The sequence below is a fragment of the Nocardia sp. NPDC004415 genome, assembly GCF_053602435.1.
Window position 1 is genome coordinate 104460 of the sequence record NZ_JBSGDP010000002.1, and the last position, 21032, is coordinate 125491.

Sequence of the window (21032 nt, forward strand, 5' to 3'; positions counted from 1 at the left end):
TCACGGCTCCGGGTCCACCTCCTCGCGGCCGGTGACATCGGCGATGTCGAGGATCACGATCTCGCGGCCCCGCTCGAGCAGCACCTTCAGGAAGCCGGGCGGATTCTCCATCACATAGCCCTCGAGCACGCCGTCTCTGGTGTGGATGCGTTCCAGCGACACCCACGGGTCCTGCACGACCGCGGCGAGGATCAGCGCGGCCACGGTGACGATCAGCAGCGAACTGCGTAGGAACCAGTGCGCGAAACGGCTGTGCTCGCGCCGGTCGCGGCGTGGCAGCACCAGCGCGGCCAGCACCGCGCCCACCAGCACGGCCACCACCGGCACCCACCACATCCGGAAGGTCCACAGCAGCGAGACGAAGAACAGGGTGACGGTGATCAGCCAGGTCAGGTTGCCCGCGTTCTCGCGGCCCGGCCTGCCGAGGGCGATCTGATGGACCACCGCCGTGGGGAACAGGATCGCCAGCGCGAGCCCGCCCAGGATCGGCGCCGCCATCAGCGTGCCGAGCACCATGGCCGCGACATCGCCGATGCCGAGCGTGGCGACCAGGGAGAACGCGGCGTTCCAGTCGTAGTCGGTGACCGCGAACAACCGCAGCAGCAGGAACAATCCGGCCACACCGGTCGCGGAGAGCCCCATGGCGAACAGCTGTTCGCCCGAGGACTCGCGGGGATGCCTCGTCATCGACCGAGGGTATCGCCGCGAGTCCTCCGATCAGGTCAGGGCTGGCCGTAGGGCGGTTGACCCGGCTGGCCGTAGGGCGGCTGGCCGGGCTGACCGTAAGGCGGCTGACCGGGCTGACCGTAAGGCGGCTGACCGGGCTGGCCATAGGGCTGTTGGCCGGGCTGACCGTAGGGCTGGCCGCCGGTGTTCCCGTACGGCTGTTGGCCGTACGGCTGGCCGGGCTGACCGGGCTGACCGAACGGCTGCTGCCCGGGCTGTCCGTAGGGCGGCTGCCCCTGGTTGTAAGCGGGCGGCTGGTTGTTGTTGTTCTTCTTGCGCAGCAGGACGACCACCACGATCACCACGACGATCACCAGGCAGCAGATGCCGCCGAGGATTCCGCCCACGCTGCGGCCACCACTTCTGCTACTGCTGCCGCCCCGGCTCTTCTTCGCCAGTACATCGAGGGCGGTGTTGACCGTGTCGGAGCTCGCCAGGGTGTCCACACTGCTGGTGAGCAGGTGCGGATCGGCCAGCGAGGCCGTGGTCAGCAGGTCCAGATACATGAATTCCCATCCCGTCAGGTGTTCGGTCCGGCATCCTCCCGGTGCCGGTGTCCGAGACCGATGGTGCCTGAGAGACACCGAACTTCAAAGATCGTCGCGTCGACGTGATCCGTCGACGCCCCGGGACGGGGTACCCGATCAGCGAGGTTTCACCAGTGGGAAGGGCAATGTTTCGCGAATACTGCGGCCGGTGATCAGCATGACGATCCGGTCGACGCCCATGCCGAGCCCGCCGGTCGGGGGCATGGCGTGCTCGAGGGCTTGCAGGAAATCCTCGTCGAGTTCCATCGCCTCGGGATCACCACCCGCGGCCAGCATGGACTGTTCGGTGAGCCGGCGGCGCTGCTCGACCGGATCGGTGAGTTCGCTGTAGGCCGTGCCCAATTCGACGCCCCAGGCCACCAGATCCCAGCGCTCGGTGACGCCGTCGATGCTGCGGTGCGAGCGGGTCAGCGGGGAGACCGAGGTGGGGAAGTCGCAGTAGAAGGTGGGTTCGGTGGTGCGGGCCTCGACCAGGTGCTCGTACATCTCGAGCACGACTTGTCCGGCGTCCCAACCATGTTGATAGTTCACGCCGACCTGATCGCACAGCTCGTGCAGCCGGTCGAGCTCGGTGCGGGTGTTCACCTCGGCGCCGACGGCTTCCGAGACCGCGCCGTGCACGGTCTTCACCCGCCACTCGCCGGAGATGTCGACGGACTCGAAACCGCCGTCCTCGGTGGGGCGCAGCGCCACTTCGGCGCCGTTGGCGGCCACCGCCGCGTCCTGGATGAGCTTGCGGCACAGCTGCATCATCCGCAGGTAATCGCTGTGGGCCTCATAGGCTTCCAGGATCGTGAACTCGGGATTGTGGCTGAAGTCCACGCCCTCGTTGCGGAAGGTGCGGCCCACCTCGAACACCTTCTCCATGCCGCCGACGCAGAGCCGCTTGAGATAGAGCTCGGGGGCGATGCGCAGGTACAGGTCCAGGTCGTAGGCGTTGATGTGGGTGCGGAACGGGGTGGCGTTGGCGCCGCCGTGCACTTGTTGCAGGATCGGGGTCTCCACCTCGAGGAAGCCCCAGTTGTGCAGGGAGTCGCGCAGCGAGTGCAGGACCGCGCTGCGCTTGGCCATCACCTCGCGGGTCTGCGGGTCGATCGCCATGTCGACGTAGCGCTGGCGCACCTTGGCCTCGGCGTCGGCCAGGCCGCGCCACTTGTCGGGCAGCGGGTGCAGGCACTTGCCGTTCATCCGCCAGTCCTGGGCCAGCAGCGAGAGTTCGCCGCCGCGGCTCACGCCGAGCTGGCCGCTCACCTCGATCAGGTCGCCCAGGTCGAAGAACTCGGTGAACTCGGCGCTGCGGTCGGCGCCGACGCGTTCGCGGTCGATGAGCAGCTGGATCTCGTCGGTCCAGTCGCGCACCACCGCGAAGATCACCCCGCCGTAGTCGCGGATGCGCAGCAGCCTGCCCGCCACCCGCACCGTGGTGCCCTTGGGGCAGCGCCTGGCCTCGGCGATGGTGTGGGTCGGGGGATAGGCCACGGGGTAGGCGTCGATGCCCGCGGCGGTGAGCCTGCCGAGTTTGTCCAGGCGCACCCGGACCTGTTCGGGCCTGCGCGGTCCCTGCTCGGTGTCGGCGCCGGTGGCGGATTCGGGCGCGCTGCCGTCATCGTGCAGGCCGGTGACGCTCTCGGGCACCGACGGATGGGTGCCGGTGTGCACGGCCGCGTCGGGCTCCTTGCCAAGGCGCGGCAGGAAGCCCTCGGCCAGCCCACACGCCGTGGCCACGCGTGGCAGCTGCCTGCTCTCCTCGAACAGGAAGAACCGCGGCACCCAGCGCGGCTGGTACTTCACATTCGAGCGGTAAAGCGCCTCGAGCTGCCACCAGCGCGAGAAGAACAGCAGCACCCCGCGCCAGGCCCGCAGGATCGGGCCCGCGCCGATGCGCCCACCCTCCTCGAACACCGAGCGGAACACCGCGAAGTTCAGCGAGATCCGGGTGACGCTGTACTGGTCGGCGGTGAGCGCGAGCTGCGAGATCATCAGCTCCATCACGCCGTTGGGGCTGCTCGGGTCGCGGCGCATCAGCTCCAGGGAGACGCGCGATCGGCCCCACGGCACGAACGAGAGCATGCCGCGCACCCGCTCGTCGCCGTCGCGGGCCTCCACCAGCAGGCAGTCGCCGTCGAGCGGGTCGCCCAGGCGGCCCAGCGCCATCGAGAAGCCGCGTTCGGTCTCGGTGTCGCGCCAGGCGTCGGCGCGGCCGACGATCTCCGGGTACTCCTCGGCGGGGATGTCGCGCCAGCGGCGGATGCGCACCTCGTAGCCCTGCTTGCGCAGGCGGTTCGCGGCCTGGCGCACCTGTTTCATGTGCGGACCGGCCAGCGAGAAGGCGCGGGTGTCGAGGACGGCTTCGTCACCGAGGCGCAGCGCGGTCAGGCCGGCGTTGCGGTAGACGGTGGCGCCCGCCTCGCTGGCGCCCATCACCGCGGGCGCCCAGCCGAACCGGTCGGCCTGCCGCAACCAGGCCCGCACCGCGGGCTCCCAGGCGTCGTGGGTGCCGATCGGGTCGCCGCTGGCCAGGCACACACCCAGCTCCACGCGATAGGTGATGGCGGCCTTGCCGTTGGGCGCGAAGATCACCGCCTTGTCGCGGCGAGTGGCGAAATAGCCCAGCGAGTCCTCGACATCGGCCTCGGCGAGCAGGCCGCGAATGGCCGACTCGTCGCGCCCGGTCATGGCGTTGTCGGCGCGCTGGGAGCGCAGCAGCACCACCACCGCGCCCAGCAGCGCGCACGCGCCGAACAGGCCGAGCAGCAGGTTCACCCAGTGCGGCGGCATGCCGTCGAAGTTCTCGTTGTCCACCAGCACGGCGGCGGTGACGCGGTAGAGCGACCACAGCGGCCGCTGCCAGCCGTCGGCGGGCAGCGAGCCGGGGAACAGCTCCACCAGCCCCCAGCCCAGCAGCCAGCCCGCCGCGATCCCCGCGACCAGCACCCCGAGTGCCTTCCAGGCCGCGCCCGGCCGGACCTTGGTGTAGAACTCCTTGCGCGCGGCGATCAGGATCGCGATCACCACCACGTGCACCACGCACGCCACCAGCGCGTCGACATCGCGCTTGTCGGTGTACTCGGCGATATTGGCCAGGGCGAACAACGCCAGATAGCCGATCAGTAGCCACCAGGCGATCCGCTTGCGCCCGGCCAGCGCGGCGGCCAGCAGGCCGACCACCAGCGCCCACACCAGACTGGTGTCGGGGGCGTCGAAGTAATAGGTGTCGATGTAGTGGCGCGGCGTGTGGGTCAGATAGCGCAGCGCCGGCGACAGACTCCACAGAAAACACAGCACCGCGAACACCCCGAGCACCAGCCCGGTGATGTGCGGTACCTCCGACAGGCGGCCGTGCGGACGGTGCGGCGCGGGCGCGCCCGCTCGGTCCGCAGGGGGCGCGGCGGCGCGTGGATGCTCGGTTTGCGCGGAGGTCACCCATCCAGTGTGCGTGCATCGGCCGCGGATGGGTACGGCGGCGAGCGCGGCGTGTTCCGTGCGCGCGGCAACGGGGCCGGTTGCACGCGGTTTTCGGTGGAGGAGTAAGTATTAGCGCATGTCGGAACCAGTCGATGTGCCCATCGATGACGAGATCATCAAGCTCGGGCAATTCCTGAAACTGGCCAACCTGATCGATTCGGGTTCCGAGGCCAAGACGGTGATCGCCCAGGGCCTGGTCCGGGTCAACGACGAAGTAGAACTCCGCCGTGGCCGCCAGCTCCAGGTCGGCGACGTGGTGATCCTGGCAGGCCACAAGGTGCGGGTCTCCCAGAGCTGAGTCTCCGGAGCGCTGGCGCGCTCGAGTTCGCGCCCCCTTGGGTCCCGTCGATCAGGCGCCGTTGCGTACGCGACGAAGGAGCAAGCAACGGTGCCTGATCGACGGGACCCAAGGGGCCGCGAACTCGAGCGCGCCAGCGCTCCGAAGACTCAGGCGCCGATCAGGTGGGCTGCCAGGTAGGACTCGACCTTGTCCAGGGCGATGCGTTCCTGGGCCATCGAGTCGCGTTCGCGGATCGTCACGGCCTGGTCGTCGAGGGTGTCGAAGTCGACCGTGATGCAGAACGGGGTGCCGATCTCGTCCTGGCGGCGGTAGCGGCGGCCGATGGCGCCCGCGTCGTCGAAGTCGACGTTCCAGTTGCGGCGCAGCTGGGCGGCGAGGTCCTTGGCCTTCGGGGTCAGGTCGGCGTTGCGCGAGAGCGGCAGCACCGCGGCCTTGACCGGCGAGAGACGGCGGTCCAGGCGCAGCACCGTGCGCACGTCGACGCCGCCCTTGGCGTTGGGGGCCTCGTCCTCGGCGTAGGCGTCGACCAGGAAGGCCATCAGCGAACGGGTCAGACCGGCGGCGGGCTCGATGACGTACGGGATGTAGCGCTCACCGGAGGCCTGGTCGAAGAAGCTCAGGTCGGTGCCGGAGTGCTCCGAGTGCGTCTTGAGGTCGTAGTCGGTGCGGTTGGCGATGCCCTCGAGCTCGCCCCACTCGCTGCCCTGGAAGCGGAAGCGGTACTCGATGTCGGTGGTGCCCGCCGAGTAGTGCGACAGCTTTTCCTTGGGGTGCTCGTAGAGGCGCAGGTTCTCCGGGTCGATGCCCAGTTCGGTGTACCAGGCCAGGCGGGTGTCGATCCAGTACTTGTGCCACTCGGCGTCTTCGCCGGGCTTGACGAAGAACTCCATCTCCATCTGCTCGAACTCGCGGGTGCGGAAGATGAAGTTGCCCGGCGTGATCTCGTTGCGGAAGCTCTTGCCGATCTGGGCGATGCCGAACGGCGGCTTCTTGCGCGCGGTGGTCTCGACGTTCTTGTAGTTGACGAAGATGCCCTGCGCGGTCTCGGGGCGCAGGTAGTGCAGGCCCTCTTCGTCGTCGACCGGGCCGAGGAAGGTCTTGAGCAGACCGGAGAAGTTCTTGGGCTCGGTCCACTTGCCGGGCTGGCCGGTCTCGGGGTCGTTGATGTCGGCCAGGCCGTTGGCGGGCGGGTGGCCGTGCTTCTCCTCGTAGGCTTCCAGAAGGTGGTCGGCGCGGTAGCGCTTGTGTGTGTGCAGCGACTCGACCAGCGGGTCGGAGAAGGTCTCGACGTGGCCGGAGGCCTCCCAGACCTGGCGCGGCAGGATCACCGAGGAGTCCAGGCCGACGACGTCGTCGCGGCTGGTCACCATGGTGCGCCACCACTGCCGCTTGATGTTGTCCTTCAACTCGACGCCCAGCGGACCGTAGTCCCACGCCGACTTGGTGCCTCCGTAGATCTCACCGCACGGGTAGACCAGACCCCGGCGCTTGGCGAGGTTGGCAACGGTGTCCACCTTCGACTTGGGTGCCACGCGAGATTTCTCCATCCCTTAGGGAATCGGACAAGTGATGCCGTCCAGCGTATCGGCACCTGCCAAGCGGTTTTGCACCGACCGGCGTGCCCCATTCGACATGCGCACGTCTGCATGTCAAAATGGCATCGGTTTCCATTAAGGAGTTGGTTGATGACCACCGATGCCGCCGCCGTGCACTCGCACACCCCGTATCACTCCGCCGCCCCCGCGGCGGTGCCCGCTCGGGCGATCCTCGAGGACGCGGGCGAACTGCTGCGAGCCCTCGCCGCGCCGGTGCGGATCGCCATCGTGTTGCAGCTGCGCGAGTCGCCGCGCTGCGTACACGAGCTGGTGGACGCGCTCGGGGTCACCCAGCCGCTGGTCAGCCAGCATCTGCGCATTCTCAAGTCGGCGGGCGTCGTCCACGGGGAACGCTCGGGCCGCGAGGTGCTCTACGAACTCGTCGACGATCATCTGGCGCATATCGTCGTCGATGCCGTCGCCCATGCCGAGGAAGGATGACACCGTTGGCGGACAACAATCCGGGAAAGCAGGTCGGGGTGCGCAGCACGCGTCAGCGCAGCGCGATCTCGGCCCTGCTCGGCGATATCGACGAGTTCCGTTCCGCCCAGGAACTGCACGACGAGCTGCGCAAACGCGGTGAGGGCATCGGCCTGACCACCGTCTACCGCACGCTGCAGTCGCTGGCCGACGCGGGCATGGTCGACGTACTGCGCACCGACTCCGGCGAGTCGGTCTACCGGCAGTGCTCGAGCGGGCATCACCACCACCTGGTCTGCCGCCACTGCGGGCGCACCGTCGAGGTCGAGGGCCCCACCGTCGAGGCGTGGGCCGAGGCCATCGCGGCCGATCACGGCTTCACCGAGGTGAGCCACACCCTTGAGATCTTCGGCACCTGCCGCGACTGCGTGCGCGCCAGGAACACGACGGAAGAAGCCGCCTCCGTGTGACACACGTCACATGATGGAACCCTCGATTCGCGCGCCCCGTCCAACCTTCACGAACAGACCGATCCGCACGGTGGGTACCGACGGCCGCAGGCCCGTTCGGCGCCGAAGGAGGGGAACTCGTGAGCGGCACCCTGGGCGTGGAGCCCGATCAGCTGAAGACCATGGCCACGACGTGGCGCGGCGAGGGCGGTGAGGTCGGCGGGCTCGCCTGGACGGCCCTGAACGAGGCCACCGGAGACGGCAGCGAGGTGCTGGCCACGGTGCGCGGTCTGGTCGACCCCGCCCGGCAGGCCATGACCTCGATCGCGGATCGCTATGCGGCCCTGGCGGATCTGGTGGACCTCTTCTCCGCCGATATCCAGGCCAAGGACGCCGAGATCGCCGCGGCGATCGACACCCTCCCGGACCGCTGATGCGCCCGACCCTCCCCCAGCTCGACGGCTGGAACCTCGACGGCTTGCAGCGGGCCGCGACCGCCGCGCGCGCCAATGCCGACCTGCTGTCCGCCTCGGTCGAGGACTGTTCGCGGGCCGCGTCGGCGGCCGGCGGCTGGCACGGGCGCACCAAGGACGCGGCCACCCGCCGCATCGACGCCGAAGTCGACCACGGCTACGAGGTGCGCACGGTGCTGCTGCGCATCGCCGACGACGCGGCGGACGCCTGGCAGGGTTTGCGGCACGCCCGCACCTATGTCCTCGATCAGCGCGGGGTCGCGCTCACGCAAGGGTTCCTGGTGGAGCCGGACGGGCGGGTGAGTCATCCGGATCCGGCCAAGGAGGGCGACGCCGGGGTCTTCCAGTTGAATCTGTTCGGCGGGCTCGACGAGATCGAGCGCATCGACGGGCAGTTCGGCACCCGGTTGCGGGAATCGCTGGCCGATCTCGGCGCCCTGCGCGACGGTCAGCCCGATATCGCCCTGGCCGACGGGACCCTGGCCGACCCCGATGCCGTGGCGGTGCGCCTGGCGGCGATGTCGGCCGACGAGCGGGCGAGCCTGCTCGCGGGCCTGAGCCCGGAGGCGCTGCGTCAGCTGCTGATCGCCGCGCCGGAGAAGCTGGGGAATCTGAACGGGGTGCCCTTCGCCCTGCGGATCGAGGCCAACGAGATCAATATCCGCAATGCCCTCACCGCCGAGAAGCGCAAACCCGAGCGCGACGAGGCACGGGTCCGGCAGCTCGAGGCGATGCTCTCCCCGATCCCGAACCCCGACGGCGCGGGCACCCTCGGCACCACCCCCGCGGCGACCGGTGCGGGTGCGACACCGCGCCTCGACCTGGTCGACCGGCAGTTCGTCATGTTCAGCACCGAGGGCAACGGGCGCATGATCGAGATGGTCGGCACGATGCGATCCGGAGCGCCCGGGGTCGGGGTATATGTGCCGGGCACCAGCACCAACCTGAACGGGTCCGGCTCCAATCATGTGGCCGCGTGGAACCTCGCCGACCAGACCGGTGGCCCGGTGTTCCTGTACATGGAGGGCGATTTCCCGCAGAGCCTGACCAGCCTGTCCGACGGGGCGCCGAGCCCGCGTTTCGCAGCCGACATGGCGCCCCGGCTGGTCGATTTCGGTCGCGAGATCGATCGCGAGGTGAGCGCGCACGCACCCGGGACGCCGGTGTCGTATGTGGGCCATTCCTACGGCGGGTCGATCGTCGGTTCCGCCGAACAGCTCGGCCTGCGCGCCGACCGGGTGCTGCACGCGTCCTCGGCGGGCACCGGGGTGTTCGACGGCGGATGGAACAACCCGAATCCGCAGGTCCAACGCTATTCGATGACGGCGCCGGGTGATCTGATCGGCGTGGTCCAGTCCTATCCGGACGAGGGCTTGCGGCTGCCGGGCATCGGTGGGCTGCCGGGGAACCCGCACGCCGCCGATGTCGGCGGTGATCCCGACGAGGTGCCCGGTGTCACCCGCCTGGACACCGGCTTCTACGGCCGGGATTTCGACGGGCACGAGCGCGGCGAAGTCGTCTTCGGGCCCGACGGGCACGGAAAGTACTGGGACGACCCGTCGTCGACGGCCTTCCAGAACATCGTCGGGGTGATCAGGGGCGGCGAGGTCACCGGGTATGTCGAGCGCGGGATCGAGACCGAGTGGATCGATATCGGGCTGGGCGACAACGGCGACGGCGTCAAGGAAGGCTTCGACGCGGGCAAGGCGGCGACCGCCGGACAGCTCTTCGGCGTGGATCCGTACGCGGATCCCCGCATCACCGACAACCCCGGTCTCGGACCGAAACTCGACGTCGCGTGAGGCGCGCGGGATGGGTCGTGGTGGCGGCCGGGCTGGCGACCACGGCCTGCGGCGGGCTCGTCCCGGAGGGACCGTCGAATCAGGACATCGCCGACACCACCGGACTGACCGTGGCCGAGGCGGTTCCCCGCGTGGCGGAGAATTTCGAGCGTGTCTGGCCGGAGCCGGTCACCGTCGAGGACAGCGCGGTCGGACTGGGGAACGGCTGCCGGACCGATCGGGATTCGCTGCGGAGCACCGGGCCGCCGTGGGCGCCGTCCTACGAGCGGGAAATCGCCGATCCCCCGGCGGAATTCGTCGACCGCGCGCTGGCGAATTTGGCGGCGATGACCGAGCACGGGTTCGTCCTCGCGGAGAATCCGGTCCCCGGCGACGATCCGGTCAACCGCGTCTACCGCGACTCCCGGGGCTTCTCGGTCGCCGCCCTGCGCTACGGCTCGGCACCGACCCGTTTCGTGCTGCGATCGTCCTCCCCCTGCGCCGCCGAATAGACGGGCGATGCGCCGCACGATCTGTGCGGCGCATCGCGTCGGTGGTGTCGGACCGATCGCCCGGCTCGGGTTCTCGCACCATCCGGTGCGTCACGCCGCGCTTCGGGGTCCGACTACGCGGCGACCGGGACCGGTTCGCCGGTGACGGGCTCCACCGTCGTGCGTGCGCGCAACGCCCCGAATCCGAGCAGCGCCAGACCCGCCGCCGACCAGCCCAGCAGCACCGCGAGCGGACCGGCCGCGCCCGCGCCGCCGAAGTAGGCGACCGCGCGCAGGAGGGAGGCGGCGGCGCCGGGTGGGAAGAGCTGGCCGAGGGTGCCCCACGGCTGGGGCAGCAGTTCCGGTGCCGAGGTGGCGGCGGAGAACGGGTTGCCGATGAGCAGCATGGTCAGCGCGCCGAGGCCGATGCCGGGGCGGCCGAGGGCGGCGGCGAGACCGACGACGGTCACGGCCACGGCGAACATGGCCAGCCCGGCGATCGCGGCCAGTTCCAGGTAGGCACCGGGGACGATCGAGAGCCAGGTGTGGAAGATCAGAGTGCTCAGCAGCCCGCCGGCGAGGCCGAAGGTGGCCAGGCCCGCGAGGCGAGCACCGAAGGCGGGCACCAGCAGGGTCAGCAGAACGCCCGCGGCGATACCGGACATGACCAGCGGCAGCACCATCGAGCCGAAGCCGGCGCCGCGCGGGTCGTCGGGATCGGTGGCGACCACGTCCTGGACCGGTGCGGGGGCGGCGCCACCGAGTTGCTGGGCGAGGGCGGTGAGCTGCTGGGCGACGGCGGGTGAGGCGGCCGAGGCAACCAGGAGCTGGGGCGCGCCCTCGCCGGTGACGATCGCGCCGTAGATCTCGTTGTCGGCCAGCGCGTTCCGCGCGGCGCCCGCGTCGGCCAGCGTGGTGACGGCGAAGGCGTCGGGGCTCTGCTGGTGCAGCCGCTGGGCGACCTGTGCGGACTGTGGGCCGGTGACGGCGATGGGCAGGTCGCGCGGGGCGAGGTTGACCGCGGGCCAGGCGAAGGCGATCAGGAGCAGGGCCTGCAGCATCGTCGCCGCCAGACCGAGAGCCACTGCTCGACGGGTGATCGTCATGACATTCTCCCTTAAAGCGAATGTTCGTTCTTTTTGGTGGTTCCACGGTGACACTGCGGCCGCGCGCTTGTCAAGAACGGATATTCGTTTTATTTTTGGGCATGCCCCGAGTCAGCGAAGAACATCTCGAACGCCGCAGGCAGCAGATCCTCGACGCCGCCCAGGTGTGCTTCACCCGCAAGGGCTTCCACGAGACCTCCATGCAGGACGTGTTCACCGAATCGGGGCTCTCGGCCGGGGCGGTCTACCGGTACTTCACCAGCAAGAACGAGATCATCCGCGCGCTGGTGTCGAACACGATGGGCCCGCTGCGCGCCCGGCTCGCCGAGATCATCCGCGGCGAGGAACTGCCGATGCCCGGGGAGGTCATCCGGCTGCTGACCGCCGAGATCGTGAAGCGCAGCGGCCCCGACGGCCCCCTGCGACTGGCCCCGCAGGCGTGGGCGCTGGCGATGGTGCAGCCCGATTCGGGCGTCCCGGTCCGCGAGGCGATCGCGGCGATGCGGGAGCTGTGGGTCGAATACGGGCTGCGGCTGCGCGAGCGCGACCTGCTGCCCGACGACGCCGACCTCGACGCCTTCGCCAAGACGATCATCGGCGTGCTGCCCGGCTTCATCCTCCAGCACCTGCTGCTCGAGGACATCACCCCCGACGACGTCGGCCGCGGGCTCGAGCTGATGCTGCCGCTCACCCGGACCTGACACACCGCACAATCACCCGCCCGGTCCGGCGGGAGGTAAGACAGCTCACTGTTACGGCGGGCGGCGAACGGGTAGGTTCGGGTGCGGCATCGGTGGGGTCGTGGGCCACCAAGCCGTCGACACATCGATCCGACCAGGGAGTTTCCTGTGGCACTACACCGACGAACCCTTCGCTCACGCGGCCTGGCCGCCCTCGCCGCCGCGACCGTGGCCGTCCTGATCCCGGCGGCCGTCGCCGGCACCGCGCAGGCCAGGAAGATCGGCGAATTCGAGGTCGGCGGCGCGATCGAGGCCGAATACGACCTGGTGGGCGGCGGCCTGCTCGGTGACCCCACCTCCCCCGAGGCCGACGCGGCCGCCGGTGGCAAGTACCAGACCTTCGCGAACAACGCCGCCATCTACTGGCACCCCGACACCGACGCCCGCACCGTCGCGGGCCAGATCCGCGACAAGTACGCCGAGCTGGGCAACGAGGGCGGCAAACTGGGCTACCCGGTCACCCGGGAGGAGTCCACGCCCGGCGGCGCCGGACGCTACAACCACTTCCAGCAGGGCTCGATCTACTGGTCCGTCGGCACCGGCGCGCACCAGATCAGCGGCCCGATCCGGGACAAGTGGGCGGCGCTGGGCTGGGAGTCGAGCCCGCTGGGCTTCCCGCTCAGCGACGTGTCCGCGGCGGGCAAGGGCGGTCAGTTCTCGATGTTCCCGACCGGTGCCATCTACTGGACCTCGGCCACCGGCGCGCACGCGGTGTGGGGCAGCATCCAGGCCGACTGGATCCGCGCGGGCGCCGAGACCGGCCGCTACGGCTACCCGACCAGCGACGAGTACGACTACCAGGGCGGCAAGGCCCAGGACTTCCAGGGCGGCAAACTCACCTGGAAGCCCGAGAGCTGACGGCTACGGCGCGAGCAGTCCCTGGCGGGCCCTGCTCGCGCCGGTGAGCGCCAGCAGCAGCATGGTGGTCAGCGCCTGGTCGTCGAGGCCCTCGGCCGGGAAGGTGTAGCGCAGGATCACATCGCCGAGCTTGCCGCGCGCGATCAGGGTGACCGAGCCGAACTGGATCTCGTTGTTGCGCTCGGCGACCCGCTTGTGCAGCTGCGGTTTGAGCGCGCGATCCCAGGCCAGCACGCTGGTCAGCGAGAGCACCGTGAGACCGGGCGCGAGGGTGACCGCGCGGATCGAGCACAGCGCGCCGTCGTATTCGAAACCGAGCGAGCCGTCGGCGTCGACGCGGATGTCGATGTCCTGCATCTGCAGGCAGGCGCCGGTGCGCGCCTGCAGGTCCAGTTCGGGGGTGACCACCGCGTCCATGTCGGCTCCGTCGCTCATTTGGTGCCGCCGAAGCGACGATCGCGCTTGGCGTATTCCAGGCACGCGTCCCACAGGTTACGCCGGTCGAAGTCGGGGAAAAGGGTGTCCTGGTAGACGAATTCGGCGTAGGCGGCCTGCCAGATGAGGAAGTTCGAGCTGCGGAACTCGCCGGAAGGGCGCAGGAACAGGTCGACGTCGGGCATATCGGGTTCGTCGAGGTAGCGCGCGACGGTGGCCTCGTCGACCTTCTCCGGGTCGATCTCGCCCGCCGCGACCCGGCGCGCGATCTCGCGGGCGGCGTCGGCGATCTCGGCGCGCCCGCCGTAGTTGACGCACATGGTCAGCGTCATCACGTCGTTGTCCTTGGTGAGCTCCTCGGCGACCTCGAGCTCCTTGATCACGCTGCGCCACAGGCGCGGGCGGCGGCCCGCCCAGCGCACCCGCACGCCCATCTCGTGCATCTCGTCGCGGCGGCGGCGGATGACATCGCGGTTGAAGCCCATCAGGAAGCGCACCTCGTCGGGGCTGCGCCGCCAGTTCTCGGTGGAGAAGGCGTAGGCCGACAGCCACTTCACGCCGATCTCGATACAGCCCTCGACCGCGTCCATGAGCACGGCCTCGCCGCGCTCGTGCCCGGCCGTGCGCGGCAGCCCGCGCTCCTGGGCCCAGCGGCCGTTGCCGTCCATCACCAGCGCGACGTGCTCGGGTACCAGCTCGGCCGGGATCGCGGGCGGACGCGCGCCGGAGGGGTGCGGGGACGGCGGGCGCACGGTGCGGCCCGGCTTGCTCGCGGTGGCGGTGTCACGACGCAGGATCACGGCATCCATCCTGCCTGATCGCCGGGCGCGCCCCGCATGGGCCCGGTTCGCGGCCCTTCGGCACCGCGAACCGCTGGTCAGCCCGCGGTGGCGGTTCCGGCGGGCGAGCGTTCGATCAGCGGCAGGGTGCGCAGCTGACGTTCCAGGTGCCATTGCAGATGCGCGGCGACCAGGCCGCTGGCCTGGCGGCGGACAGTGTCGGGGACCCCGGCGATGTAGTCCCACTCCCCCTTCAGCAGGGCCACGAGCAGATCCAGCACCCCCGCGACCGGCGTGCTGGCCCCCGGCGGCCTGCAGTGCACGCAGACCGCGCCGCCCGCGGCGACATGGAAGGCGCGATGCGGGCCGGGGGTGGCGCAGCGGGCACATTCGTCCAGTGCCGGTGCCCAGCCCGCGAAACCCATGGCGCGCAACAGGTACGCGTCGAGGATCAGTTCGTGCGGCCGCTGCTGGGCGGCGATGGCGCGCAGGGCGCTCGCGGTGAGCGAGTGCAGTTTCGGCGCGGGCGCGCGTTCCTCGCCGGCCAGCCGTTCGGCGGTCTCGAGGACGGCGCAGGCGGTGGTGTAGCGGCCGTAGTCGTCGATGATGTCGGTGGCGAACGCCTCGAGCGTGCTCACCTGGGTGACGACGTCGAGGGTGCGGCCGGGATGCAGTTGCACATCGATGTAGGCGAACGGCTCGAGCCGCGCCCCGAACTTCGACTTGGTGCGCCGCACGCCCTTGGCCACCGCGCGCACCAGCCCGTGCTGCCTGGTCAGCAGCGTGACGATGCGATCGGCCTCGCCCAGCTTGTGCTGGCGCAGCACCACCGCCTCGTCCCGATACAACCGCACGGGCCCAGTCTTCCACGGGTGCCCGACACCGCGCACACGCCACACCCCGGCGGTCAGTCCCGGCGCAGCAGCCCGGCGATCAGTACCAGCAGCGACTGCTGGGTCTCGGTGCGCGCGCGGTCGGGGTCTTCGGCGTGGGCGACGATGAGCGAGGCTTCGGCGATGGCGCTGAGCAGCAGTTGCGCCAGCACCGGCACCGGTGCGGCGGTGACCAGGCCCGCACTGGTGGCGCGGTCGAGTTGTTCGGTGATCAGGCCCAGTCCGTGGCGTGCCTCGAGCTCACGCCAGGCCTGCCAGCCCAGCACGGTGGGGGCGTCGGTCAGGGCGATGCGCAGTACGTCGGGGCGGGCGCAGATCTCCAGGAAGCAGGCCAGGCCCGTGGTCATCCCGGCCAGGACGTCGGCGGGATCGGCGGCGTCGACCGCGCGGCGGACCTCGGCGGTGATCTCGCCTTCGAGTTCTTCGAGCACGGCCAGGAACAGGCCGCGCTTGTCGCCGTAGTGGTGGTGCAGGGCGCCGCGGGTGACCCCCGCGGCGGCCACCAGTTGCTCGGCGGAGGTGCCCGCGAAGCCGCGCTCGGCGAACAGGTCACGGCCTGCCCGCTCGAGCGCGGCCCGGGTGGTGCGGGAGCGGTCCTCCTGACTACGGCGCTGCATGCAGCCGAGTGAACTCCACGATCAGTTCGGTGAGCAACTCCGGCCGGTCCTCGGGCAGGAAGGTGTAGGAGTCGGCGACCGTACGCAGGCTCGCCCTGGGCAGATCGGCGACCAGGCGTTCGGCCAGGGCCATCGGGAACAGTCTGTCCTCGGTGGACCAGATGACCTGGACCGGCAGATCCACCTCGGCGAATCGTTCGGCCGCGGCGAGGGTGTGCCGGTTGCTCACCCCGGCGGCGAAGCGGCGCAGGTCGGCGCGGATGGCGGCGTCGCGACGGGCGGGCCCGAGGTAGGACTGCGCGATCTCGTCGGGCAGTGCGTGTTTGGTGACCCAGCCGAAGCCCAGCGGCAGACGCTGCACGGGCTTCCAGCGCATCGGCGCCAGCAGCGGCGCGATCGTGCCCGGCAGTTTCGCGACCTTCAGCAGAGCACCGAAGGGGAACGGCGGGAAGGTCTCGTAGCAGTCGACGGCCGCCAGCACGACCCGGCCGATCCGCTCCGGCCTGCGGGTCATCAGCAGCTGGGTGAGCGCGCCGCCGGTGTCGTTGGCGACGACGGTGACATCGGTGAGGTCGAGCGCGTCGAGGAACTCGGCGATCAGGTCCGCGAGGCCGGTGGGCGTGAGGTCGGCCTCGGGCATCGGGATCGAGTGCGAGCCCAGCGGCCAGTCGGGAGCCAGGCAGCGGTGGCCCGCGGCGGCCAGGCCGGGCACCACCTTGCGCCAGAGGTCGGCGTTGACGAGCAGGCCGTGCACGAAGACCACCGGCGCCCCGGTGCCGATGTCGTGATAGCGGATCCGGCCCGTGGACAGGGCGATTTCGCGGGCCGGGCCGAGCGCTGGACTGATTCCCATGGGGTCCTCCCCTGGTCGAAGTCGGTACCCGTTCACTGTTACATACATTCCGTATGTATGTCTAGAACGAATACCCACCCCAGGGGTTGTGGACGGGTGACCAGTTCTCGCGCTACGGTCGAGCCACGCACCACACGAGACGGAGCTCACATGTCCGCGCCCGACCGCACCGCGCCCCAGGCCGACCTGGGCCTCATCGAACTGTCCGCAGCCCTGGCCGACGGGCACCTCTCCTCCGTCGCGGCCGTCACCGACGCGCTCGACCGCATCGAAGCGTCCCAGCCGACGCTCAACGCCTTCCGCGTCCTGCGCCGCGAGGCCGCCCTGCGCGAGGCCGCCGAGGCCGACGCCCGGCTCGCCGCCGGCGCGCGACTGCCCCTGCTCGGCGTGCCGATCGCGGTCAAGGACGACACCGACATCGCCGGGGAGATCACCGCGTTCGGTTGCGGCGGGGAGTTCCGCCCGAAGACCGAGGACGCCGAATCGGTGCGCAGGCTGCGCGCCGCCGGCGCGGTGATCGTGGGCAAGGCCAATACCTGTGAGCTGGGCCAGCTGCCGTTCACCAGCGGTGACGCCTTCGGCCACTCCCGCAATCCCTGGGACCGCACCCGGACCCCCGGCGGGTCCTCGGGCGGTTCGGCGGCGGCGGTCGCGGCCGGATTGGTACCGGCCGCACTGGGTTCCGACGGCGCGGGCTCGGTGCGCATCCCGGCGGCGTGGAACAACCTGGTCGGGATCAAACCGCAGCGCGGGCGCATCTCCACCTGGCCGCACGCCGAGGCGTTCTACGGCCTCACCGTCAACGGCCCACTGGCCCGGACCGTCCGCGACGCGGCGCTGCTGCTCGACGTCGCCGCCGGTGCGCACGACGGCGACCTGCACACCCCCGCACCGATCGACGCGAGTGCCGCCGTCGGCCGCGATCCCGGCAGGCTCAGGATCGCGCTGTCCCTACGCATTCCGTTCACCGCGACCAAGACCGCGCTGGACCCGCAGATCGCGGCCGCGGTGCACGCCCTGGCGACGACCCTGCGCGGACTCGGCCACACGGTCACCGTGGCCGACCTGCACTACGGCCTGATGATCGGTGCCTCGTTCCTGCCGCGCTCGATGGCGGGCATCAGCGCGGTGCGCCGCGCCATGCCCGAGGCGGTCGTCGACCCGCGCACCACCGCCAATGCCCGGCTCGGCCGGGTCCTGGGCGGTCCGGTCCTGGCCGCCGCGCGGTTCGCCGAACCGCTGCTGCGCAAGCGCATCGGCGGCTTCTTCGACGATTTCGACGTGGTCCTCGCGCCGACCACCGCCACCCCTCCCCCGGTCGCCGAGGAGATCGACGGGATCGGCGTCGGCGCGACCAACAGCCTGATCACCGCCGCCTGCCCCTACACCTGGCCGTGGAACGTGCTCGGCTGGCCGAGTGTGAACGTGCCCGCCGGCTTCACCGACACGGGCCTGCCGATCGGCGCCCAGCTGATGGGTACCGCGAACACCGAACCGAAGCTCATCGCGCTCGCGGCGCAGCTGGAATCCGAACTGCACTGGGAGCGCACCCGACCCACCCCGTGGTGGTGAGTCGGGCCCGGGCGCGCTACCGCCCCGGTTCTGTCCAGCCTTCGAGATCGCTCTTGGTTCCGGCCGGGCAACCGTCCTGTCCGGGCTTGCGCGGCATCATCAGCAGGCAGCGCTGCGGCCCGCCCGCGCCGACCGCCGTGGTGACCAGCACCGCGATCGAGGACGTGTCGGCCACGCGTTTGGTGGCGAAGGCGAGCGTGCCGGTGACGCCGCGATAGTCGCTCTCGCGCAACTGGACCGCGATGGCGGTGCGGTTCGGCGGCTGGTCGCCGAGGACGCCGCGGCTACTGCGCACGGCCTGCACGAACAGTCCGCTCACGTCGAAGGCCAGGCCGGTCCGGTCGCCTGCCCAGGTGGGTTGGTAGTTCGCCAGTCCGGGGTAGACGCGCAGGTCCTCGATCAGTCCTGCCAGTTCGGCGCAGAGCTGTTCGTGTTCGAAGGGCACCGGCTGGTTGCCGAGTTTGCCGACCCCGCGCACACAGTCGGCGCCCCCGAGCATCACCGGTGACGCCTTGGCGACGTAGCGCACCGTCAGGTTCGACGGCAGTGCGGCGGTGGCCTTCTGGTCGGTGATCAGCCGGGTGACCGCGTCGTTGCCGAGGATCGCCGGGCCACCACCGCTGAGACAGCCCCGGCTCACCGACTTGGCGAAGGTCGCGAAATCGTCGTTGCGCCCGGCGAAGAACAGCAGCGTGCGCCGGTCGAACCCGGCCGACTCGCACGGCGCGGGAAAACGGTAGAGCTGCTGCTGTTCCCGCCAGCTCAGGCTCTCCTGGGCCACCCCGCGCTCGGCCAGCTCGGCGCGCACGTCCTCGACCAGCGTCGTCACATACAGGTCCTGCTCACCTTCGGGGTGATAGATGGCGACCTTGTCGTAGGCGGGCCTGCCGGTGCCGTCGCGGGCGCCCTGTGCGTAGTCGGCCACCAGCTTCGCCTGCACGGTATTGCTCGGCGCCGCCTGGAAATACAGCGGCGAGGCCTGGTCGAGACCGTCGGCCGACAGCGTCGTCGCCACGGCGGGCACCCCGAGTTCGCCGAGCCGGGTGATGGCCGTGCGGGTCTCGTCGGTGCTGCGATCGATGCCGACGACGCCGAGCACGCTGGGGTCGTCGGCGATCAGCGCGCGCAGCGGATTGTCGACGACCCAGCGCGCGTGGCGCATATCCGAGCCGCCGTTGGCGATCACGATGCGCAGTAAGGGCTCCGACTCGTCGGCGGCCAGCAGCGCGCGCCGCTGCTGCACGGCCAGCCCCGCCAGTTCCTCGACCTGCGCGTGCGGGTACTTCACATTGGTGTCGACATAGCTGAGCCCGGCGAAGTACACCAGCGAGATCAGCGGCCGGTTCGGGTTGCTGCGGCGCGCGTCCGCGGCGGCGGCATTGAGCCGGAACACTTCCCGCTGCATGGCCGAGAGCTCCGGGTCGTCGGCGAAGGTCTGAGCGGCATTGTCGCTGTAGCCGACGCATTCGCCGTCACGCAGGCTCACCGAGACACCGTCGGTCCACGGCCAGTGCGAACACGGCGCACCGCGCAGCGGCGGAAAGTAGGTCAGGGCGGCGGCCACGGCGAGCACGACCGGGATGAGCACGCACAATCCGACGAACCAGCTGCGCGCGGCCAGTGGCGGCGCGGGCGGCAGGGCCATGCCGCGGAACCGCGAATCACTCACCCGCGGTGGGGTGTCGGCGGGCAGCAGCGCACGCAACGGCAGGAACCAGGCGTCGGACTGACGATGGGTGCGCCGGTTGTCGATCTCGCGCAGCCAGGTCTGTAGTGGGTCCGGCGGCTGCGGTGTGGGCTGCTCGGCCAGGCTCTCCAGGGTGCGCAGCGGGCGCAGATCGGAGATGTCGGACAGTTCGGCGACCTCGCGCGGCGGTCCCTCCTCGCGCAGCGCGAGCACCACCAGCGGATCGAAGATGCCGGTCTCGTTGCGGATCTCGTTGATCCAGGTGAGGATGCGTGCCCCGTCGCCGCCCTCGGCCAGCCCGCCCAGCAGCGCCACCGGATAGGCCGTACGCCGCCAGCTCGAGGGCCGCCAGATCCGGCGGCGGTAGGCATCGCGCAGATCCTCGAGGAAGGCGTGGATGAGCAGCTTGGCGACCTGCTCCTCGTTCTCGTCGACGCGATGCGAGGCGGTGAGCCGGGACGCGAAACCCAGGAAACTGCCCGACAATTCGGGCGCCAGATAGCGCTGGTGCAGGAACCAGCGCGTCACCTTCGACATCCCGGGTATCCGCCCGGAGACCCACAGCCACAACCGCAACACCGGCCACAGCGCGAGCACACCGAACACGACCCGCGAGATCGTGTCCCCGGCAACGCCTTCGGCGGTGTCGGAGCGGCTGGTCGGTGAGCCGCTGCGCAGCAGCTTGGGCAGCCTGCGGCGCAGTTCGTCGGGTGCCTCGGCCTCGTCGCTGGTGACGCGCTGGCGGGTCAGCCAGTCGGCGGTGCGGTAGCGCGGGAACTTGATCGCGCCCATGGCGGTGTCGTCGGCGGCGAAACCCGCGACCAGCTGCTGGATGATCGGCAGGCAGTGGCCGGGGATCTCCTGCTCGGCCTGTGGCCCGTTGGCCAGGGCCTGCGGGTCCGGGGTGAGCGCGGTCGGTGCCAGATCGGGGGCGCGCAGATCGACCTTGGCGCGCGGGGTGGCCCGTCGGCCGCCGGATTCGCTGAGCCAGGTGTAGAGCTCGGCGACGAGCGCCGGATGACCGTGCACGCCGACCAGTTCGATGATCGGACGCGGCAACGTGCGCCGTCCGCGCCACAGGGTCCGCAGCACCCGCGGCCGGGTGTCGGGGATCTCGAGCGCCCGCAGCAGCTCCAGCAGCTTGCCGACATCATTGGCTTCGGGCACTTCGACGGCCTCCCCGGACGATCAGCGAGCACGCCCAGCGAACCGGCGTGTTCGCCGAACGATACCCCGAACAACC

Annotated in this window: 20 protein-coding genes; 9 read left to right on the forward strand and 11 right to left on the reverse strand. The window is 70.4% G+C overall.

Translation table 11 applies throughout. The features are described 5' to 3' along the window. The 3 genes from ACWEMY_RS01630 to lysX all read right to left on the reverse strand — a co-directional run bounded on the left by ACWEMY_RS01630 (position 1) and on the right by lysX (position 4697). Positions 1-687, reverse strand: coding sequence for a hypothetical protein (locus tag ACWEMY_RS01630; RefSeq protein WP_375932221.1), 687 nt, complete (start codon positions 685-687; stop codon positions 1-3). 35 nt (positions 688-722) lie between these two features. Next, entirely contained in the window at positions 723-1232 is a 510-nt protein-coding gene (locus ACWEMY_RS01635; RefSeq protein ID WP_452388428.1) for a hypothetical protein, read from the reverse strand. 138 nt (positions 1233-1370) lie between these two features. Beyond that, positions 1371-4697: a bifunctional lysylphosphatidylglycerol synthetase/lysine--tRNA ligase LysX gene (gene lysX, locus ACWEMY_RS01640; protein WP_452388429.1), complete on the reverse strand. Its 3327-nt coding sequence runs from the start codon at positions 4695-4697 to the stop codon at positions 1371-1373. Between the two features lie 118 nt (positions 4698-4815). On the opposite strand from lysX, the gene ACWEMY_RS01645 reads away from it, so the two are divergent. Continuing rightward, entirely contained in the window at positions 4816-5037 is a 222-nt protein-coding gene (locus tag ACWEMY_RS01645; RefSeq protein ID WP_452388430.1) for an RNA-binding S4 domain-containing protein, read from the forward strand. Positions 5038-5186: 149 nt separating this feature from the next. Here the strand turns inward: ACWEMY_RS01645 and ACWEMY_RS01650 are convergent, their stop codons facing one another. Beyond that, positions 5187-6587, reverse strand: a complete 1401-nt coding sequence (locus ACWEMY_RS01650) for a glycine--tRNA ligase (RefSeq protein ID WP_452388431.1) — start codon at positions 6585-6587, stop codon at positions 5187-5189. A gap of 138 nt (positions 6588-6725) precedes the next feature. Between ACWEMY_RS01650 and ACWEMY_RS01655 the strand changes: the two genes are divergently transcribed. From ACWEMY_RS01655 to ACWEMY_RS01675, 5 genes are all read left to right on the forward strand, one after another. Further along, positions 6726-7076 (forward strand): ArsR/SmtB family transcription factor, encoded by a 351-nt coding sequence (locus ACWEMY_RS01655; protein WP_452388432.1) that lies wholly within the window; start codon positions 6726-6728, stop codon positions 7074-7076. A 5-nt stretch (positions 7077-7081) separates the two neighbouring features. Next, entirely contained in the window at positions 7082-7525 is a 444-nt protein-coding gene (locus ACWEMY_RS01660) for a Fur family transcriptional regulator (protein WP_452388433.1), read from the forward strand. Between the two features lie 119 nt (positions 7526-7644). Continuing rightward, positions 7645-7938, forward strand: a complete 294-nt coding sequence (locus ACWEMY_RS01665; protein WP_375936231.1) for a hypothetical protein — start codon at positions 7645-7647, stop codon at positions 7936-7938. Next, positions 7938-9779, forward strand: coding sequence for an alpha/beta hydrolase (locus ACWEMY_RS01670; RefSeq protein WP_452388434.1), 1842 nt, complete (start codon positions 7938-7940; stop codon positions 9777-9779). Before ACWEMY_RS01665 ends, ACWEMY_RS01670 begins: the two co-directional genes overlap by 1 nt. After that, on the forward strand, positions 9776-10270 hold the full coding sequence (locus ACWEMY_RS01675) for a hypothetical protein (protein WP_452388435.1): 495 nt from the start codon (positions 9776-9778) through the stop codon (positions 10268-10270). Before ACWEMY_RS01670 ends, ACWEMY_RS01675 begins: the two co-directional genes overlap by 4 nt. Before the next feature lie 113 nt (positions 10271-10383). Here ACWEMY_RS01675 and ACWEMY_RS01680 read toward each other — a convergent pair whose 3' ends face one another. Beyond that, the gene (locus tag ACWEMY_RS01680; RefSeq protein ID WP_452388436.1) at positions 10384-11355 is read right to left on the reverse strand and encodes a hypothetical protein; all 972 of its coding nucleotides are present in this window, start codon (positions 11353-11355) and stop codon (positions 10384-10386) included. A 101-nt stretch (positions 11356-11456) separates the two neighbouring features. Here ACWEMY_RS01680 and ACWEMY_RS01685 point away from each other — a divergent pair, with 101 nt between their 5' ends. Together ACWEMY_RS01685 and ACWEMY_RS01690 are read left to right on the forward strand one after the other, a co-directional pair. Beyond that, complete coding sequence (locus ACWEMY_RS01685) at positions 11457-12056, forward strand: TetR/AcrR family transcriptional regulator (RefSeq protein ID WP_452388437.1); 600 nt, start codon at positions 11457-11459, stop codon at positions 12054-12056. A gap of 147 nt (positions 12057-12203) precedes the next feature. Then, a complete protein-coding gene (locus tag ACWEMY_RS01690; protein ID WP_452388438.1) occupies positions 12204-12953 on the forward strand; it encodes an LGFP repeat-containing protein in 750 nt (249 codons plus the stop codon). A gap of 3 nt (positions 12954-12956) precedes the next feature. Here ACWEMY_RS01690 and ACWEMY_RS01695 read toward each other — a convergent pair whose 3' ends face one another. The 5 genes from ACWEMY_RS01695 to ACWEMY_RS01715 all read right to left on the reverse strand — a co-directional run bounded on the left by ACWEMY_RS01695 (position 12957) and on the right by ACWEMY_RS01715 (position 16530). Continuing rightward, a complete protein-coding gene (locus ACWEMY_RS01695) occupies positions 12957-13310 on the reverse strand; it encodes a YbjN domain-containing protein (RefSeq protein ID WP_452388501.1) in 354 nt (117 codons plus the stop codon). Between the two features lie 74 nt (positions 13311-13384). Next, positions 13385-14197, reverse strand: coding sequence for an isoprenyl transferase (locus tag ACWEMY_RS01700; protein ID WP_375936251.1), 813 nt, complete (start codon positions 14195-14197; stop codon positions 13385-13387). Positions 14198-14265: 68 nt separating this feature from the next. Continuing rightward, on the reverse strand, positions 14266-15021 hold the full coding sequence (gene recO / locus ACWEMY_RS01705) for a DNA repair protein RecO (RefSeq protein ID WP_452388439.1): 756 nt from the start codon (positions 15019-15021) through the stop codon (positions 14266-14268). A gap of 53 nt (positions 15022-15074) precedes the next feature. Further along, entirely contained in the window at positions 15075-15677 is a 603-nt protein-coding gene (locus tag ACWEMY_RS01710) for a TetR/AcrR family transcriptional regulator (RefSeq protein WP_452388440.1), read from the reverse strand. Next, complete coding sequence (locus tag ACWEMY_RS01715; protein WP_452388441.1) at positions 15664-16530, reverse strand: alpha/beta fold hydrolase; 867 nt, start codon at positions 16528-16530, stop codon at positions 15664-15666. The genes ACWEMY_RS01710 and ACWEMY_RS01715 overlap by 14 nt, the downstream gene beginning before the upstream one ends. Before the next feature lie 150 nt (positions 16531-16680). On the opposite strand from ACWEMY_RS01715, the gene ACWEMY_RS01720 reads away from it, so the two are divergent. Continuing rightward, positions 16681-18102: an amidase gene (locus tag ACWEMY_RS01720; protein ID WP_452388442.1), complete on the forward strand. Its 1422-nt coding sequence runs from the start codon at positions 16681-16683 to the stop codon at positions 18100-18102. A 16-nt stretch (positions 18103-18118) separates the two neighbouring features. On the opposite strand, the gene ACWEMY_RS01725 is transcribed toward ACWEMY_RS01720, so the two are convergent. Then, on the reverse strand, positions 18119-20956 hold the full coding sequence (locus ACWEMY_RS01725) for an ABC transporter substrate-binding protein (RefSeq protein ID WP_452388443.1): 2838 nt from the start codon (positions 20954-20956) through the stop codon (positions 18119-18121). Positions 20957-21032 lie beyond the last annotated feature (76 nt).

Bases quoted from the DNA above. Each gene is read 5' to 3' on its own strand.
- ACWEMY_RS01700 (WP_375936251.1), bottom strand. From the start codon at position 14,197: ATGGATGCCGTGATCCTGCGTCGTGACACCGCCACCGCGAGCAAGCCG.
- ACWEMY_RS01645 (WP_452388430.1), top strand. From the start codon at position 4,816: ATGTCGGAACCAGTCGATGTGCCCATCGATGACGAGATCATCAAGCTC.
- ACWEMY_RS01635 (WP_452388428.1), bottom strand. From the start codon at position 1,232: ATGTATCTGGACCTGCTGACCACGGCCTCGCTGGCCGATCCGCACCTG.
- ACWEMY_RS01720 (WP_452388442.1), top strand. From the start codon at position 16,681: ATGTCCGCGCCCGACCGCACCGCGCCCCAGGCCGACCTGGGCCTCATC.
- ACWEMY_RS01670 (WP_452388434.1), top strand. From the start codon at position 7,938: ATGCGCCCGACCCTCCCCCAGCTCGACGGCTGGAACCTCGACGGCTTG.
- ACWEMY_RS01650 (WP_452388431.1), bottom strand. From the start codon at position 6,587: ATGGAGAAATCTCGCGTGGCACCCAAGTCGAAGGTGGACACCGTTGCC.
- ACWEMY_RS01710 (WP_452388440.1), bottom strand. From the start codon at position 15,677: ATGCAGCGCCGTAGTCAGGAGGACCGCTCCCGCACCACCCGGGCCGCG.
- ACWEMY_RS01695 (WP_452388501.1), bottom strand. From the start codon at position 13,310: ATGCAGGACATCGACATCCGCGTCGACGCCGACGGCTCGCTCGGTTTC.
- ACWEMY_RS01655 (WP_452388432.1), top strand. From the start codon at position 6,726: ATGACCACCGATGCCGCCGCCGTGCACTCGCACACCCCGTATCACTCC.
- ACWEMY_RS01685 (WP_452388437.1), top strand. From the start codon at position 11,457: ATGCCCCGAGTCAGCGAAGAACATCTCGAACGCCGCAGGCAGCAGATC.
- ACWEMY_RS01680 (WP_452388436.1), bottom strand. From the start codon at position 11,355: ATGACGATCACCCGTCGAGCAGTGGCTCTCGGTCTGGCGGCGACGATG.
- ACWEMY_RS01630 (WP_375932221.1), bottom strand. From the start codon at position 687: ATGACGAGGCATCCCCGCGAGTCCTCGGGCGAACAGCTGTTCGCCATG.
- ACWEMY_RS01715 (WP_452388441.1), bottom strand. From the start codon at position 16,530: ATGGGAATCAGTCCAGCGCTCGGCCCGGCCCGCGAAATCGCCCTGTCC.